This is a genomic window from Flavobacterium sp., assembly GCF_017744675.1.
GTDB lineage: Bacteria > Bacteroidota > Bacteroidia > Flavobacteriales > Flavobacteriaceae > Flavobacterium.
In genome coordinates this window covers 164,127-179,206 of record NZ_JAGIAV010000003.1, presented here as the reverse complement: position 1 = coordinate 179,206, position 15,080 = coordinate 164,127, and the positions used below count along the sequence as shown (strand labels likewise).

Sequence of the window (15,080 nt, the reverse complement as noted above, 5' to 3'; positions counted from 1 at the left end):
CCTGAAAACACTGCCAATATAACGCTGGCGTTCGCAGTTTAGGGAAATGCGCGTAAGCAAGATTTTGAAATGATGATTAAAAAACAGAAAAGAGATGAAAAAAGCAATAGATACGCCAGCATTTCAAGACCTGATTAAAGATTTTGAAAGCTACGTGAAAGTTAAGAATTATAAACAGGGAAAAGGCACAATGTACCAGAATGCAGTATCGGAATTTCTTATCTGGCTGGAAGAATCTGGAATTGCCAAAATAAAGGATGTGACAAGCAGAGAGTTCGTGAATTATCTGGAATATCTAATCTCAAGACCAAAGAAATTAGGAAGCGGTACACTCAGCGGTAAGACCATCAAATTCCATCTTTATGTTTTAGGGGTGTTTATGGGAAATCTATTGGAAAACAAACAGATTGAAAGAGACTATTATATTCCAAGCTATTCCGATGACAGCGGAAAATCCAGAAATACGCTCACGGTCGATGAAATCAAAATTGTTTACCAGTACTGTGAAAATGATTTGGAGAGGGCTTTATTATCGGTTGCTTACGGATGCGGGCTCAGAAGGTCTGAAATTGAAGCCTTAAATGTTATGGATGTCCAGTTCTCAATCGGGATGCTTATAGTACGTTCTGGCAAGGGAAGCAAAAGACGTGAAGTGCCTATGAGCAATATGGTTTTGGAGCATTTGAAGAAATATGTCATTGAACAGAGACATCAGAAGCTACTGGGTAAAAATCATATTGAGGATGCTTTTTTTATCTATGATAACGGCAGAAGGATGACAGGAGAATACCTCAACAAAACATTAAAAAAAATGATTGAGCAGACCAGCAAATATGAGATGATTCAGAGAGGCATAACGCTTCACTGCCTGCGCCACAGCATTGCGCACCATTTAATGGAAAACAACGCAGGAATTGACTTTATACGTGGTTTCTTGGGACACCTAGAAATCAATACGACCTACATCTACGCCATCCAAAACAAGAAACTAATACCAAGAATAACGTTTTAAATACACCAATCCATGACCAAATTAACACTAGAAAATTTCCTGATACAAGATTACAGCGCACAGACCGTAAAAAGCTATCTGTTTGCTATCAATCACTTTCTAAAGATGAACCCGAAAGCCAAACGATACAAGTTTAATAATATCGTTGAGTATATGGAAGAAATCGCAGAGCAACAGCCTAACAGAAAATATAGGGTTGTAATTCTATCAGCTATCAAAAAATATTATGATTATCTGGTTATGAGCGGATACAGAACAGACCATCCATGCAAGCGGTTGAATATCAAGGTTAACAGCAATCAGGCGATTCAGGTTCAGGATTTGTTCAGCTCGGAAGAACTGCAACTGCTCATGACCCGTGAGAACCGTTATCAGAATCTGGATACTAGAAACACCGTTTTATTAAGTCTCTTGATTTACCAAGGTCTGACAAGTGACGAAATTATAAGGTTGACCGTTAAGGATGTCGATTTGGATGCGGGAACAATCTATATCAAAGCATCCCGTAATTTGAAGAATAGAAAACTGGAACTGCTCTCTAAACAAATAATATTATTCTCAAAATACATTAACGAAATAAGACCGCTTATGCTCAGAAGCACGACAGATAAATTAATCATTACCAAGCTCGGAAAATCCATTGCAGTAAACAGCATCCATGCCATGATTGAGCCGTTAAAACCATTATTCCCAGATAAGAACCTCAACCCAAAGACTATTCGAATGAGCGTTATATACAACTGGTTAAATGAACAGAAACTGGCTTTGGAACAGGTTCAGGCATTAGCGGGACATAAGTGGCCTGGAACTACTGAGAAGTATCTTAAAGTTGACAGCTTACAACAAAGAGAGTTGATTAATAAATTCTTTCCAATTTAATATTTAAAGGTTATTTCATTATAAAACCAGTATAAATACGTATTGTTTAGCGTTTGGTTTTATGATAATTTTCGAATCAAAATTATTATAAATTAAAGAAAACTGTAATTATGATTGTAAATGGAACATTTTCAGTAGAATGTGATGTTTGTGGTAAAGTGCACAATATTGGTGCTGATGAAGCCGAATTTGAGATTACAGAGACAGAAGAACGAGCGCAGGGACAAGAGCGAGCTCGTGGTTGGGGAACTGAAATTGACTGTGATGGTAATAATAATTGCGATAACCAAATTGAAATTGAATGTGAGGTTTGGGAGTATCCTCAAGGACAACTTAGCCATCAAGATACTAATGTTACAGGAGGGACTTTGAGAAATGGGTTTTCCTATGATTTAGGTGAACATCCTGAAGAATAAATATTCATTAGAGATTCAGAAAATTACGAAGAAACATATTTAAAAATAATTGAGCTATGAATTTTTCTACTGAAGAAATTTATGCAATGTATGGTCAATACGATACGTTCGTAATTATTGAGTTTACTAGAAATTCGGATGAATTTAGTCGCTTTGGCAAACAGCTTATGGGAACTTTTTCATACACTCTTGATGAAAGGAAAGAATTAGAATTAATTTTTAAAAGAGAAGCTGTTTCTAGAACAGATTCAAAAATTAAATTTAATCCTTCAGAAGTAGAAAAACTTTCACCTGAAAATGTAGAATTCTTAGATAGATTTGGTATCCAATCTAGTAGTATAATAGGAATTTCAACTTTTGATATGCCAAAAACAAATAGATTTGTTCAAAAGGGAATTAAGGAAATTCCTAATCAAGTTGTTTTAAAATCTCCAAAAATTAATGGATGGCAAGAATTAAATCAATTGAGATTTGGATTTTTAAATTCACTTTACAAAGCAGGAAAAAAATTTTCACCTTATCAAGAGATTGAATATTGGGGATTAAGAACTCATCTGGAAATGGGATTGGATTCAGATGATTATTTAGAAATCTTAAATAAAGATAAAGATTTTCTAAAAAAAGTTAAACATATTGAATTAGATTGTAAATTTCAGGAATTAACCATTAATGAGGAGCAAATTCAAGAATTAATGAGGTTAAAAGTTGAAGAGATTTTTTATAAAAAGGACATTATTGATAAAGAAATACAAATGTCTAGTGAAAATATCAAAAATGTATCCAGTAATTTTAAAACAGAAATCGATGAATTAAAAAAATGTTGTTACGGATTTAATGAAGATGTAATTGGATTTGGTGATAAACTTGTTTATCTAAATTTCGAAAGATTTGTTCATATTTATGCTAGACATGTTGCAGAAACGCAGATTGGAGAAAGATTTTCAGGTGATAAAACTGTATTTCAATATAAACTGGAAGATATTAAGCATTTAATAAGAATGGTTGTTGAAAGTGTCAATGATGAAATTCAAGTTCATTTCAAAGAGAATCCACAACTTCCATTTAGGAGATTAGGCAAAAGAGCTATTTATATTGATGGTCATTATTATAGACTTGTAATCGATAAAAATGGAAGTATTCAGGATTTTCATCCTTATAACGTAAATGAAGAATAAGTAATTTTTATTATGGGACATATTCGGTTAAAACCAACAAGAGAAATTAAGATTGATTTTCATCCTTCAGAATTAAATGATTTCATAATCCCAGAGGAAAGTAAAAAGAAAGCCAAAGAGTATTTAAATTCAAAAAAAATATCAGAAGATGATATTATGATGATGCTGGAGAACAAAGTCATTTTTGGTTATGATTATGTTTATCAAAACAAAAAATTGATTCTTCCAGAGGTTAATCCCATTACAGTTTTTTATTCTAATGCGGTTATGTCTTATGGCATGCTAGAAGAATATAAAAAAATATTGCTTAATGAATCATCTGAGGCAGGAAAGGTAGGGAGAATAGTAAATTTAAATCATTCTGGTAGTTTTTTTCATTTGGCTATTAACTGCATAATCAATCTCCAAGCATCACTTGAAAGTTTTGCAAATCGAATAATTCCTGACAATTATCTTTTTATAGATAAAACTGGAAACACAATACATCCAACGGTTTCTTATAAACTTTATAATACGATACCAAAAATTAAAAGTATTGATTTTAGATTAGGAAAACATAAGAAGTACAATAAATGCATTGACAGTTTAGTTAAGCTGAGAAATGACATAGTTCATTTAAAACCTGTTGAAGAAACAAATACAGCATACAAAGGAGTTTATAGAGATTTATTAAATTTTGAATTTAAGAAAACAATACTATCCGTAAAAATGTTCATCAATTTTTATGAACCGAATTTAATTGAAGAATGTGCATGTGGACAAGATTTTTATTTCGATGCTGTTTTAAGTGATGATTCTTCAATCTGATGCATAATCTTAATTTATTGAAGCATTTCGTTCGTTCTGTTTTCATAAGCAGTTATTAATTTTCTTTTTATTGAATCAATTTTCTCTTTTTGTGTGAGCCATTTTTGTCTATATCTTTTATTTTCTTTTTCATAGTCGTGTTCAAGCTCTCCTGTAAGGTCTGATTTGAATATAGAAATTTGTCTCACAATTAATGTTAGTGGCAAAATTGTTTCATTACTTTGGGCTTTCCATCTATTTATAATATCTAAAAGTTTGTCCGCATAAGCTTCTAGATAATGAATAGATGGTCTTTTTGATATTACCTCATTTTTACGACTAAGTAAAAATTGTTTAATTTCTATTTGTGGATTAAAATTATTTACCATAATTAATAGTTTTTATTTATTTAAAAATACAAATATATAAAATTTATCTATTGTTTTTAATTAGGATTTCAATTTGAATCCGTTTATTTTAGTTCGATATACGTTCTTAAATCTTATGGATAATATGTAGAGTTATATTATAAGGGAAATTTTGTAAATCCTTATAAGTATAAGTACAATGGGAAGGAACTGCAGGACGAGCTTGGGCTCGGAGTTTATGACTATGGGGCAAGATTTTATGACCCAACTGCTCCACGTTTTTGGCAGTTAGACCCAGTCGCAGAAACATCCAGGAGATTTTCTCCATATAGTTATGCGCTAGATAATCCCGTTTATTTCATAGACCGTGATGGAATGTATGCTGATACTCATGAGAGTCAAAATTCTGGAGAATGCTGTCCTGGATTTCCATTTGGAGGAAATTCTCCTAAAAACACTAGCCCTGTTGGTGGAGAGATGCAAAATTTTACTCCCTCAGAAAAAACTATGAGCTTACTTAGTGAAGGGAAAGAACTATTGAGTAATGTTCTTAGCTATGAGGCAGGTGGGTCTGCGGGTTATTCATTTGGAGTAAAGGGAACAGCTGGGCCAGTAAAACTAGAAGGAGAATTAGCGGTAGCTGAAATCTCTTTAAAAACTAGTGATAAGAATTTAGTTGAAGGAAAGATTGAAGGTGCTAGTGGAAAATTAAGCGCTTCTTTTTCAGATGCAAAAATTGAAGCAAAGGGCACAACTGGTTCTTCAAAATTTGAAGTCGATAAAAAATTAAATGTGAAAACAAGTTCAGATGGAGCAAAAGCCTCTGGAACGGCAACTATGGGGAAAAACAATAAATTAAGTCTTTCAAATTCATTAACATTAGGCGCAAGTGTAAAAATACCGACACCTGAAGGTGTAAGTGCAAAGGTAGGTGTAAGCGCAAATCTCTATAATGCTGGGAAAGGAGTTGCTAAAATGGTTGAAGCTGGTGCCAGTTATTTGAAGGATTATATATCTAATTATTTTAGTACAAATTAAAACGAAAATTATGAGAAAAATTATTGAAAATTATTCAGTATTACCCAAAGATTTATTCAAAAGAATATTTGTAACATTTTTATTTGGATATCTTCCTTTAGCTATTTTACATATAACTTTAAATGTTGCAGGAATAATTCCAGTTAATTTTAATAATAAACAGGTTTATGGTTTAGAAGGAATTTTGATTATAATTTTATTCATACCTTTTGTAGTTTTGCTTATAACTTTTTTTGTATGGTTATATTTTATTTTTGGTAATTTAATTATAAGAATTTTAAAAAGAGTATTTTATGAATAAACTCTATGTCGGCATTGTGGTTTTGTTTAGTATAATAAACTGCAAAATCTACTCTCAGGAGAATCTGAATACAAAATTTTATAACGTAAAAATACCTGAGAAGACGATTGTTAAGTTTTTTGATTCAACAAACGAAGAGTTAGCGAATATTGATGCATATCAGTTTATTAGTGATGAAAAACCTAAATATCTTTTGTATTTAATGTCAAACAAGACCAATCAAGCAATCGATTCAGTTACTATAGATAACTATAAAAATTTTTTATTTGATTTAGGAGATTTAAAAATAGGTGGAATAGAAGATTTAGATGGAAAAATTAAAGTTTCTTTCACTTATAGTGATAATAATGAAATAAAAGGTATCATATATGTCTACGTAATTAATAATATCTTAAATAGATTTGTTTTTTTATATCCAAATCAAAATGCTAAAGATGCTTTTCAAAAAGAAACGAACTTATTGGTAAAAAATATCATTGAAGTTAAAAAGGAATGGTAGACTAGGTCTGGTAGTGTTACAGATTAGGTGTTTTGATAACATACGCATGTAACTAACTGAAAAAGAATATTAAAATTAAATTATTGAATAGAAAAGAGACGGCCAGTAGGTCGTCTCTTTCGTTTTTTGTCTTTTAATAAAGCTTCAAAATGCTTTTGCCTTACCTTAGTGTTTCAAATTAGGTCATGAAAATAAAATGTAATTTTTGCAATGGTAAATGCATAAAGAATGGATTTCAATCTAACGGTAATCAGCGTTATAAATGTACTATTTGTCAAAAACGACAGCAGATTAACTATAGGTATAACGCTTACAAAGGAGATATCAATCAGGAAATAGTGCTGTTGACCAAAGAAGGTTTGGGAATAAGGAGCACGGCAAGAATACTGAAAATATCAACGACAACCTTATTGAAAAGAATTGTCTGCATTGCGAGGAATATAACAAGACCAATTGTCAGCAGAGGCAAAACTTACGAAGTAGATGAACTGTGCACTTATATCAGACACAAGAAAAATTATATCTGGCTGGTTTATGCTTTGGAAAAGAATTCTAAAAATGTGGTTAGTTTTAATGTTGGCAAACGAACCAATAAAACGCTTAACCGTGTTTTGGAAACTTTAAAATTATCTGACGCTAAGAAGATATTTACGGACAGACTTAAAAACTACAGATATCTGATTGACGAGAAAATGCATTCTGTTAAACGTTTCGGAACAAATCATATTAAAAGGAAGAATCTGACACTCAGACCTCATCTAAAAAGACTCAATCGCAGGACAATCTGTTTCAGCAGAAGTTTAGCTGTTTTTAATGCGATTTTAAAGATTTATTTTTGGATTTAAGCAGTAAAACAGTAAGTTTATCCTGTAAAACCATGTTCTTAAAATTATTGTATTTAACAGGTAAAAACTTGTGAAAAAAATCGCAAACTCTTATAAGTATAAGTACAATGGAAAGGAGCTTCAAGATGAGCTGGGGCTTAACTTCTATGACTATGGAGCACGTAATTATGACCCTGCACTTGGTCGCTGGATGAACATTGACCCATTAGCAGAAAAAGGAAGAAGATGGTCTCCTTATAATTATGCAATGGATAATCCAGTGTATTTTATTGACCCAGATGGGATGTGGCCTTGGCCAACACTTAAACAAATTGGTTCAGCAGTAAAAGCGTGGAATAAGGGATGGGAAAGGTCATATAATCCAAAAACATCTAATCATGATGTAGCGGCAGCACCATTTTATGCCTTGTATGCAGCGATTGATAATGTTAATACATATAAGTCTAGAAAAAAAGAAGCAGCTGGTCATGAGGACATAGGTGGTACCGTGACTTCGCAAAATGGAGGCAATGAAGGACCTACTACTGATGGTAAACAGAAAGGAGGAAGTTGGGATGCTGATGGAGCAATAGGTGCTGGGCTCGGTGGGGAAAAAACAGGAAACAAATATAAAACAGCGAAAGATGCAGTTCAAGCTTTAAATGATATATTTGGAGGATATGATGCTGGAGGTAAAGCAGGAGAGAGTGGTTCATTTTTGTGGGATAAATTTATACCTGAATCAACCAGTGAAACAGAGAATAATAAGAACAATCAAGAAATTACAATAAGTGTACCCGATGTTACATTTGATAATAGTCCAAATTCAAAATCAGCAAATTTACATCACAAAGACATTAATGTAATGAGGAAAGACTCTGCAAGAGTAAGTAATGCAGCTGTAAATAGACAACAAAAACGTATAGAAAATTTCAATAAAAAATATGGAACAAATTTTTAAAATAGCTAGATGTGTATTTATTCTATTAATTGTTATTTCTTGTAATAACAAAAGGGAAGATAATTTAAATGAGGATTCAAAAAAGAATTTGAACAAAAGTAAAATTATATATTGTAGTTTTCCTGACACTGTAAAAATAAACAAAGTTATAGACGGTAAACTTCAGTATGATGTAAAGAATGTAGACTCTAGTATAACTAGTAGTAGATTTTTGGAGCTTTTGTTATCAACAAGCATTAACAAAGAACTAGCTAATTACAATGAAGTTAATGATAATGCTTTATTGTCATATGTTGACTCATTAAACACGGGGAAATTTGCATTTAAAGCTGTTTTTGAAAAGAAAGGCAAACAAACTTTAAATATAGTTATAAGAGATAATAAATTTTTGAAACCACAAAAAAATACACCACCAGACAAAATGACTTTAAGAACAAGTGATTGCTTGTTTTCAAAAGAGGTTTATGTGGTAGATTAAGGTAGTGTTGGTAGTGGGTAATGTATCAGATGTGTTGATGGTTAATTAGTGCCTCTAACATTTACAGAAAATCAGATATTTATATTAATATAGCATAAAAATTAAGACAGTCTTTGGGCTGTTTTTTTATTTTATAATGCCTTAAATCAAAAAAAATGGAGTCAAACCAGACTACGTGTTACAGATGTGTTGGTGATATTCAAAAGATGATTAAATGCGGAAAGACAAAGTCTGGCAGCCAAAGATATATTTGCAGAGCATGCGGAAAAACCAGAGTTGAAAATTATGGTTATCGAGCATATAGAACAGATACAAATCAGAAGATTATTCAATTAACCAAAGAAGGTCTAGGGATAAGAAGCACAGCAAGAATATTGAAAATATCAGCGACTACATTATTGAAAAGAATTGTTTCAATTGCCAGAAATATTGCCAAACCCATTATAAGCAGAGGCAAAATCTATGAAGTTGATGAGCTATGTACTTACATCAGGCACAAGAAAAATTACATTTGGCTGGTTTATGCATTGAAAAAGAATTCTAAAACAGTTGTGAGTTTTAATGTTGGCAAACGAACCAATAAAACACTGAAACGGGTTTTGGAAACTTTGAAATTATCTGACGCTAAAAAGATATTTACAGACAGATTAAAAAACTACAAGTATCTGATTAGTGAGAAAATGCATTCTGTTAAGCGTTTCGGAACTAATCATATTGAAAGAAAAAATTTGACGCTTAGAACTCATCTGAAAAGACTTAACCGCAGAACAATCTGTTTCAGTAAAAGTTTAGTGATTTTGACAGCTATTTTGAAGATTTACTTTTGGATTTGAGCAATAAAACAGTAAGTTTATCCTACAGAATTATGTTCCTAAATTTATTCTATTTAACAGGCAAAACCTTGTAAAAATAGTCGTAAACCCTTATAAGTATAAATACAATGGAAAGGAGCTCCAAGACGAACTGGGGCTTAACTTTTACGATTATGGGGCGAGGAATTATGACCCGGTACTTGGACGCTGGATGAACATTGACCCATTAGCTGAAATGGGTAGAAGATGGTCTCCATATAATTATACTATGGATAATCCAGTTTATTTTCTTGACCCTGATGGTATGCTTACACAATCATTCATAGATAAATTAAAAAATTCTGCGAGCGGTACGACTTGGACAAATACAGGCAATGGATTTTCAGATGGTCAAGGAAATAGTATAGATAATGAAGGTAATACTACCAGTGATGGAGAAAGTAGCCAAGACCCTCCTAAAAAGAAAGGGGAAATTGTGCCTATGTATCCAACAGGAAAAGTTGGAACAGATAGAAGTAAAGATTCTTATTTAAGTAAATTATGGGATAGATTGAAAGGCGAAGACGAATGGACGGACCCAGAAACAGGACTTAGTTATTTATTAAATGAAGATGGGACAATAAAGATGAGAATGCCTCTCGGCGGTGCTGGTGGATTAGCATGGATTTCTGGTGGTGCAGAAATTAAACTCCTTTCTCTTGTAAAAACTGATTCAAAATTATTTAAACTTGCACAAGAAACTTTTAATGGAAATAAGGCACTAAGCAAAGAAGCAAATGCTTTATTGAAACAACTTTCAAGTGGAAATATGAATCCAGGCATCGGGACTAAAAATATTATAGGAGAAATATTTGAAGCTAGGTCTGCTGGAGGAGCTAGGGTTTATTTTAGAAAAATTGGTGAACAAATAGAAATTTTAGCTTATTCAAGTAAAGCTAACCAACAAGCAGTGATTGATAGAATATTAAAAATCTTTTAAATATGAAATTCAAAATAATTATACCAGCAAGATACCAAGTTAAAGATTATTATAACGATAATTTGGATATTAATGTAATTTTAGAAAACAAAGAAATATTTTTTGCTACTATTTTTACTTTAGATAATATAAAAATGCTTTTAGAACAAAATAGTAACAGTTTTTTTTGGGCAGATAATATGGTAGTAATTAAAGATTTGAAAAAAGAAACTATTAAAAAATTTGTTGAAGAATCAATAGATAGTGGTAATCATTATTCAATTTTTGACAAAATAGGCAAACTAGGTGAAACAGAGGGATATCCGATTGTTTTTGAACAAGTTATTGATTTTATCGATGGGTAATGTATCAGATGTGTTGGTGATTAATAATTTCATTCAATATTTGCAGATAATCGAAGATTTACTATTTCATAAAAATTAAAACAAACTTCGGTTTGCCCAAAATTTAAAAAGCCATTCCATATGGTGAACATGCCCCAAAAAGTTAGGTAGTGTTACAGATTAGGTATTTTGATAATATATCCATGTAACTAACTGAAAAAGAATGTTAAAATTAAATTATTGAATAGAAAAAGAGACGACCATCAGGTTGTCTCTTTCGTTTATTGTCTTTTAATAAGCCTTAAAATGCTTTTGCCTTACCTTAGTGTTTCAAATTAGGTCATGAAAATAAAATGTAATTTTTGCAATGGTAAATGCATAAAGAATGGATTTCAATCTAACGGTAATCAGCCTTATAAATGTACTATTTGTCAAAAATGACAGCAGATTAACTATAGTACAATGCTTACAAAGGAGATATCAATCAGGAGATGGTACTGTTCACCAAAGAAGGATTGGGAATAAGAAGCACAGCAAGAGTATTAAAAATATCAGCGACAACATTATTGAAAAGAATTGTCTCCATTGCGAGAAATATAACCAGACCAATTCTCAGCAGAGGCAAAACCTATGAAGTAGATGAACTGTGTACTTATATCAGGCACAAGAAAAATTATATCTGGCTGGTTTATGCTTTGGAAAAGAATTCTAAAAATGTGGTGAGTTTTAGTGTGGGCAAACGAACCAATAAAACTCTGAATCTTGTTTTGGAAACTCTGAAATTATGAGAAGCTAAAAAGATATTTACAGACAGATTAAAAAACTACAAGTATCTGATTAGTGAGAAAATGCATTCTGTTAAGCGTTTCGGAACTAATCATATTGAAAGAAAAAATTTGACTCTTAGAACTCATCTGAAAAGACTTAACCGCAGAACAATCTGTTTCAGTAAAAGTTTAGTGATTTTGACAGCTATTTTGAAGATTTACTTTTGGATTTGAGCAATTAAATAGTAAGTTTATCCACTTTATTCGAGCTTAAATATGATAAAATTACTTATTCGTTTTTTACTGGTATTGACCACATGCATTGTTTTATTTAGATACGATTATTTGGATAATTATGACTTAATAATTGAATTTTTTTTAATAATCGGTTTAATCTTAAATTACATGAAAAATGAAAATACAACAGAAGCTGTTTCTAATTATTTTTATTGGGCGATTATGATTTTTGTAATTTTTTTACATTCCAAGATTAGTCTCTTCAGTTTTATTGATGCTTTTATAATTCTTTTAGGACTTAAAATGCTCGTCTTATTTCTGAATTATTTTAAGTATAAAAAAGTAGTTGTTGTTAGCTCCTATTTAAGCAAGATTTGGATTTTTACTTTTTTTTTATATTTGACTGAAATTACGCTAAATAGCACTCATGGCTTTAAAAATTTATTTTTTGATATCGGAATAATTTCAGCAATTGAAACTATTTTAATTATTTCAAAAAATAAAGAATGGAAATTAAATACGGTAAGTATTTGGGATGTAAATTTGAAACGAGGAAAAAGTTAGTTTGAAATTCGATTTAAAAATCAATAATTTAAAAAGTTGTAAATCATGATTTTAAGTAGCGCAAAGTCGGAGACATTTGCTTAGCAAAGAAAAGTTCTTTACATAAAAAAAACTGCACTCTCCCGAAAGATTTCGAGATGGTGCAGTTTTCGGGCTATAAAGGGTGATAGATTCGTTTTAAACTACAGAACAAGCGCTTTTACTTTCTTTAACCAAAGGTTTAAGTCCGAGGTTTTGGAACATTTGCATGTCTTCAGATAATCCTGGGTTCGGAGTTACCAATAACGTTTCGCGTTCACCTGTAAAAATAGAGTTGGCTCCTGCCATAAAACACCAAGCTTGTTCTTCTTCGGACATTTCAATTCTTCCGGCACTTAAACGCACAACAGAGGCGGGCATAATAATACGCGCTGTGGCAATCATTCGAACCATATCCCAAATCGGCACTTTCGGATTATTTTCTAGTGGAGTTCCTTTTACTCTTGCCAATGCATTTACAGGAACAGATTCTGGATGAACGGGCATGGTGGCTAAAGTTGCCAGCATAGAAACTCGATCGGCAGGAGTTTCGCCCAAACCAATGATTCCGCCAGAACAAACCGTAATTCCTGCTTTTCTCACATTATTAATAGTATTCAATCGCTGATCAAATTTACGAGTGCTTATAATTTCATCGTAATAACTTTCAGAAGTGTCCAAGTTATGGTTGTATGCATATAAACCTGCTTCTTGCAGACGTATTGCTTGTTCTTCAGTAAGCATTCCTAGGGTGCAGCATACTTCAAGTCCGAGGTCGTTGACACCTTTTACCATTTCAATTATGCGATCAAAATCTTTGTTATCTCGAACTTCGCGCCAAGCGGCAGCCATACAAAAACGAGAAGAACCGCCATCTTTTGCTTTTTGGGCATGCTCCAATACTTTTTCTGTTGGCAAAAGTGCCTGAACTTTTATATCGGTGTTATATCGGGCTGCTTGTCCGCAGTAAGAACAATCTTCGGGACATCCTCCTGTTTTTACAGAAAGCAAAGTGCATACTTGCATTTCTGAAGGTTTATGCCAATTGCGATGTACAGTTGCGGCTTGATAAACTAATTCTAATAAAGGCTTATCATATATAGCTTGAATTTCTTCTCTTGTCCAATCATTTCTTATTTGTCCGTTCATTTTCTATTTAATCCTTTTTGATTTTTAACCAAAAGTATTGTTTTGCTGTATCATCAAAATGTACCACTTTTTATATTTTGAGTAGTCCGGTTAGTAAAGACAGATTCGTTCTTCTTCAAAACCAAAATAATGATGGCTAAACATTTTTGAGATGTACAGGTTTTTTTCTAATATAGTATCTTCAAATAATAAGCAGATGAATAAGATATTAGTTACGGGCGGAAACGGACATTTAGGAAAATATGTTGTTAATGCATTAGTAGGAAAAGGATTTTAAACAGCGGTATTAACGACTCAAACAAATCACGAAGTTCGAAGTGATGTACAGTTTTTTACAGGAGATTTGGTCGAAAATCTTGGTTTAAAAGAAGCTGCAGAAGGAGCGGAGGTTATTATTCATTGTGCAAGTAATCCGAGGAATTTTCAGCAGACCGATATAAGAGGCACTAAGAATCTGTTGGATGCAGTGGATAAAAATGCAATAAAACACTTTATTTATATTTCTATAGTTGGAATTCACAAAAGCGATTATCCTTATTATCAAGCAAAATTAGAAGTAGAAAATGCTATTGCAAAAAGCGGTATTCCTTTTACCATTCTTAGAACCACTCAATTTCATGATTTTGTGTTTAATATCATAAAAGGATTAGATCAAAATGCCAAAAGCAATTTTGTAACAATTCCTTCAAAGATTAGATTTCAGTCTGTAGCTGTACAAGAAGTTGCCGCGTTATTGGCTTCTCTTGCATTAGAATCCCCAAAAGGTTTAATGGAAGATTTTGGTGGCCCAGAAGTGCTTCATTTTGAAGAAATGGCTAAGGCTTATTTAGAAGCCACTCAAAATACCAAAAATCTAAAATTAAAAGAGCCAGAAGATATCCGCCACAAGTTATTTACTACGGGAGTAAACCTGTGTCCAGAAAAAAATTTAGGAAAACAGACTTGGCAAGAATATGTAATCCAACTATAATAAGAAAGCTTAAGTTTATACAGGCAGATTTTTTTCAAAAGCAGACCCAAAAGAGAAAAACGAATCTGTACTTCCAACACCTTCTATTTGGTGAATTTGCTCATATAATATTTTGCGGAGTTCTTCATTGTTCGCCGCTACGATTTTAATAAATAAGGCATAATTTCCAGACACCCAATGACATTCTACCACTTCAGGAATCTGTTTTAGTTTTTCTGCAATAGAGTACGAAAAATGAGCTTCTTTGGTGACAATTCCAGTATAAGTAATGGTTTCAAAACCAACCTCTTTGGGAGCTAATTTTACAGAAAATCCAGTTATAACACCTGCTTCTTGCAGTTTGCGTACTCTTAAGTGAACTAGCGAATTGGAAATGTTTAATTCTCGTGCCAAATCAGAAAAAGGAATTCTTCCGTTTTCACTTAGTTTCTGTATGATTTCTCTATCTAAAAAGTCAATATTTTCATTCTTTTTTATCGCTGCCATATCTTATTATGGTATATAGATTCTATTATTTTGACAAT

19 protein-coding genes and 3 pseudogenes are annotated in these 15,080 nt (G+C 32.2%); 19 read left to right on the top strand and 3 right to left on the bottom strand.

The window, feature by feature from the left end:
* Positions 1 to 94: 94 nt before the first annotated feature.
* The 5 genes from J7574_RS09520 (at position 95) to J7574_RS09500 (ending at position 4,289) form a co-directional block, all read left to right on the top strand.
* Complete coding sequence (locus J7574_RS09520) at positions 95 to 1,012, top strand: tyrosine-type recombinase/integrase (protein ID WP_290967416.1); 918 nt, start codon at positions 95 to 97, stop codon at positions 1,010 to 1,012.
* 12 nt (positions 1,013 to 1,024) lie between these two features.
* Positions 1,025 to 1,891, top strand: coding sequence for a site-specific integrase (locus J7574_RS09515; protein ID WP_290967414.1), 867 nt, complete (start codon positions 1,025 to 1,027; stop codon positions 1,889 to 1,891).
* Positions 1,892 to 2,001: 110 nt separating this feature from the next.
* Complete coding sequence (locus tag J7574_RS09510) at positions 2,002 to 2,307, top strand: hypothetical protein (protein ID WP_290967412.1); 306 nt, start codon at positions 2,002 to 2,004, stop codon at positions 2,305 to 2,307.
* Between the two features lie 56 nt (positions 2,308 to 2,363).
* Positions 2,364 to 3,482: a hypothetical protein gene (locus J7574_RS09505; protein ID WP_290967410.1), complete on the top strand. Its 1,119-nt coding sequence runs from the start codon at positions 2,364 to 2,366 to the stop codon at positions 3,480 to 3,482.
* Positions 3,483 to 3,494: 12 nt separating this feature from the next.
* The gene (locus tag J7574_RS09500) at positions 3,495 to 4,289 is read left to right on the top strand and encodes a hypothetical protein (protein WP_290967408.1); all 795 of its coding nucleotides are present in this window, start codon (positions 3,495 to 3,497) and stop codon (positions 4,287 to 4,289) included.
* Between the two features lie 14 nt (positions 4,290 to 4,303).
* On the opposite strand, the gene J7574_RS09495 is transcribed toward J7574_RS09500, so the two are convergent.
* Positions 4,304 to 4,657 carry a hypothetical protein gene (locus J7574_RS09495; RefSeq protein WP_290967406.1) on the bottom strand — a complete coding sequence of 118 codons (354 nt, stop codon included), beginning with the start codon at positions 4,655 to 4,657 and terminating at the stop codon, positions 4,304 to 4,306.
* 171 nt (positions 4,658 to 4,828) lie between these two features.
* Here J7574_RS09495 and J7574_RS23170 point away from each other — a divergent pair.
* The 12 genes and pseudogenes from J7574_RS23170 to J7574_RS09440 form a co-directional block, all read left to right on the top strand.
* Positions 4,829 to 5,002, top strand: a pseudogene (locus tag J7574_RS23170) (RHS repeat-associated core domain-containing protein); the annotation flags it as partial.
* A 9-nt stretch (positions 5,003 to 5,011) separates the two neighbouring features.
* Positions 5,012 to 5,674, top strand: coding sequence for a hypothetical protein (locus J7574_RS09490; RefSeq protein ID WP_290967404.1), 663 nt, complete (start codon positions 5,012 to 5,014; stop codon positions 5,672 to 5,674).
* A 10-nt stretch (positions 5,675 to 5,684) separates the two neighbouring features.
* Complete coding sequence (locus J7574_RS09485) at positions 5,685 to 5,975, top strand: hypothetical protein (protein WP_290967402.1); 291 nt, start codon at positions 5,685 to 5,687, stop codon at positions 5,973 to 5,975.
* On the top strand, positions 5,968 to 6,474 hold the full coding sequence (locus J7574_RS09480) for a hypothetical protein (RefSeq protein WP_290967400.1): 507 nt from the start codon (positions 5,968 to 5,970) through the stop codon (positions 6,472 to 6,474). The genes J7574_RS09485 and J7574_RS09480 overlap by 8 nt, the downstream gene beginning before the upstream one ends.
* A gap of 185 nt (positions 6,475 to 6,659) precedes the next feature.
* Positions 6,660 to 7,319, top strand: a complete 660-nt coding sequence (locus tag J7574_RS09475; RefSeq protein WP_290967398.1) for an IS1 family transposase — start codon at positions 6,660 to 6,662, stop codon at positions 7,317 to 7,319.
* A 70-nt stretch (positions 7,320 to 7,389) separates the two neighbouring features.
* Complete coding sequence (locus J7574_RS09470) at positions 7,390 to 8,259, top strand: RHS repeat-associated core domain-containing protein (RefSeq protein ID WP_290967396.1); 870 nt, start codon at positions 7,390 to 7,392, stop codon at positions 8,257 to 8,259.
* Positions 8,243 to 8,737 carry a hypothetical protein gene (locus tag J7574_RS09465; protein WP_290967394.1) on the top strand — a complete coding sequence of 165 codons (495 nt, stop codon included), beginning with the start codon at positions 8,243 to 8,245 and terminating at the stop codon, positions 8,735 to 8,737. The genes J7574_RS09470 and J7574_RS09465 overlap by 17 nt, the downstream gene beginning before the upstream one ends.
* 155 nt (positions 8,738 to 8,892) lie before the next feature.
* Positions 8,893 to 9,570, top strand: coding sequence for an IS1 family transposase (locus J7574_RS09460; RefSeq protein WP_290967392.1), 678 nt, complete (start codon positions 8,893 to 8,895; stop codon positions 9,568 to 9,570).
* Between the two features lie 19 nt (positions 9,571 to 9,589).
* A complete protein-coding gene (locus J7574_RS23165; protein WP_367272578.1) occupies positions 9,590 to 10,528 on the top strand; it encodes an RHS repeat domain-containing protein in 939 nt (312 codons plus the stop codon).
* 2 nt (positions 10,529 to 10,530) lie between these two features.
* Positions 10,531 to 10,872 carry a hypothetical protein gene (locus J7574_RS09450; RefSeq protein ID WP_290967390.1) on the top strand — a complete coding sequence of 114 codons (342 nt, stop codon included), beginning with the start codon at positions 10,531 to 10,533 and terminating at the stop codon, positions 10,870 to 10,872.
* 470 nt (positions 10,873 to 11,342) lie between these two features.
* Positions 11,343 to 11,852 (top strand): annotated as a pseudogene (locus J7574_RS09445) (IS1 family transposase).
* Between the two features lie 171 nt (positions 11,853 to 12,023).
* Positions 12,024 to 12,419 carry a hypothetical protein gene (locus tag J7574_RS09440; RefSeq protein ID WP_290967389.1) on the top strand — a complete coding sequence of 132 codons (396 nt, stop codon included), beginning with the start codon at positions 12,024 to 12,026 and terminating at the stop codon, positions 12,417 to 12,419.
* A 177-nt stretch (positions 12,420 to 12,596) separates the two neighbouring features.
* On the opposite strand, the gene bioB is transcribed toward J7574_RS09440, so the two are convergent.
* A complete protein-coding gene (gene bioB / locus J7574_RS09435) occupies positions 12,597 to 13,586 on the bottom strand; it encodes a biotin synthase BioB (protein WP_290967387.1) in 990 nt (329 codons plus the stop codon).
* Between the two features lie 151 nt (positions 13,587 to 13,737).
* Between bioB and J7574_RS09430 the strand changes: the two genes are divergently transcribed.
* Positions 13,738 to 13,863, top strand: coding sequence for a hypothetical protein (locus tag J7574_RS09430; RefSeq protein ID WP_290967385.1), 126 nt, complete (start codon positions 13,738 to 13,740; stop codon positions 13,861 to 13,863).
* A 21-nt stretch (positions 13,864 to 13,884) separates the two neighbouring features.
* Positions 13,885 to 14,556: pseudogene (locus tag J7574_RS09425) on the top strand (SDR family oxidoreductase); the annotation flags it as partial.
* A 15-nt stretch (positions 14,557 to 14,571) separates the two neighbouring features.
* Here the strand turns inward: J7574_RS09425 and J7574_RS09420 are convergent.
* Positions 14,572 to 15,042, bottom strand: coding sequence for an Lrp/AsnC ligand binding domain-containing protein (locus J7574_RS09420; protein WP_290967383.1), 471 nt, complete (start codon positions 15,040 to 15,042; stop codon positions 14,572 to 14,574).
* Between the last annotated feature and the right edge of the window lie 38 nt (positions 15,043 to 15,080).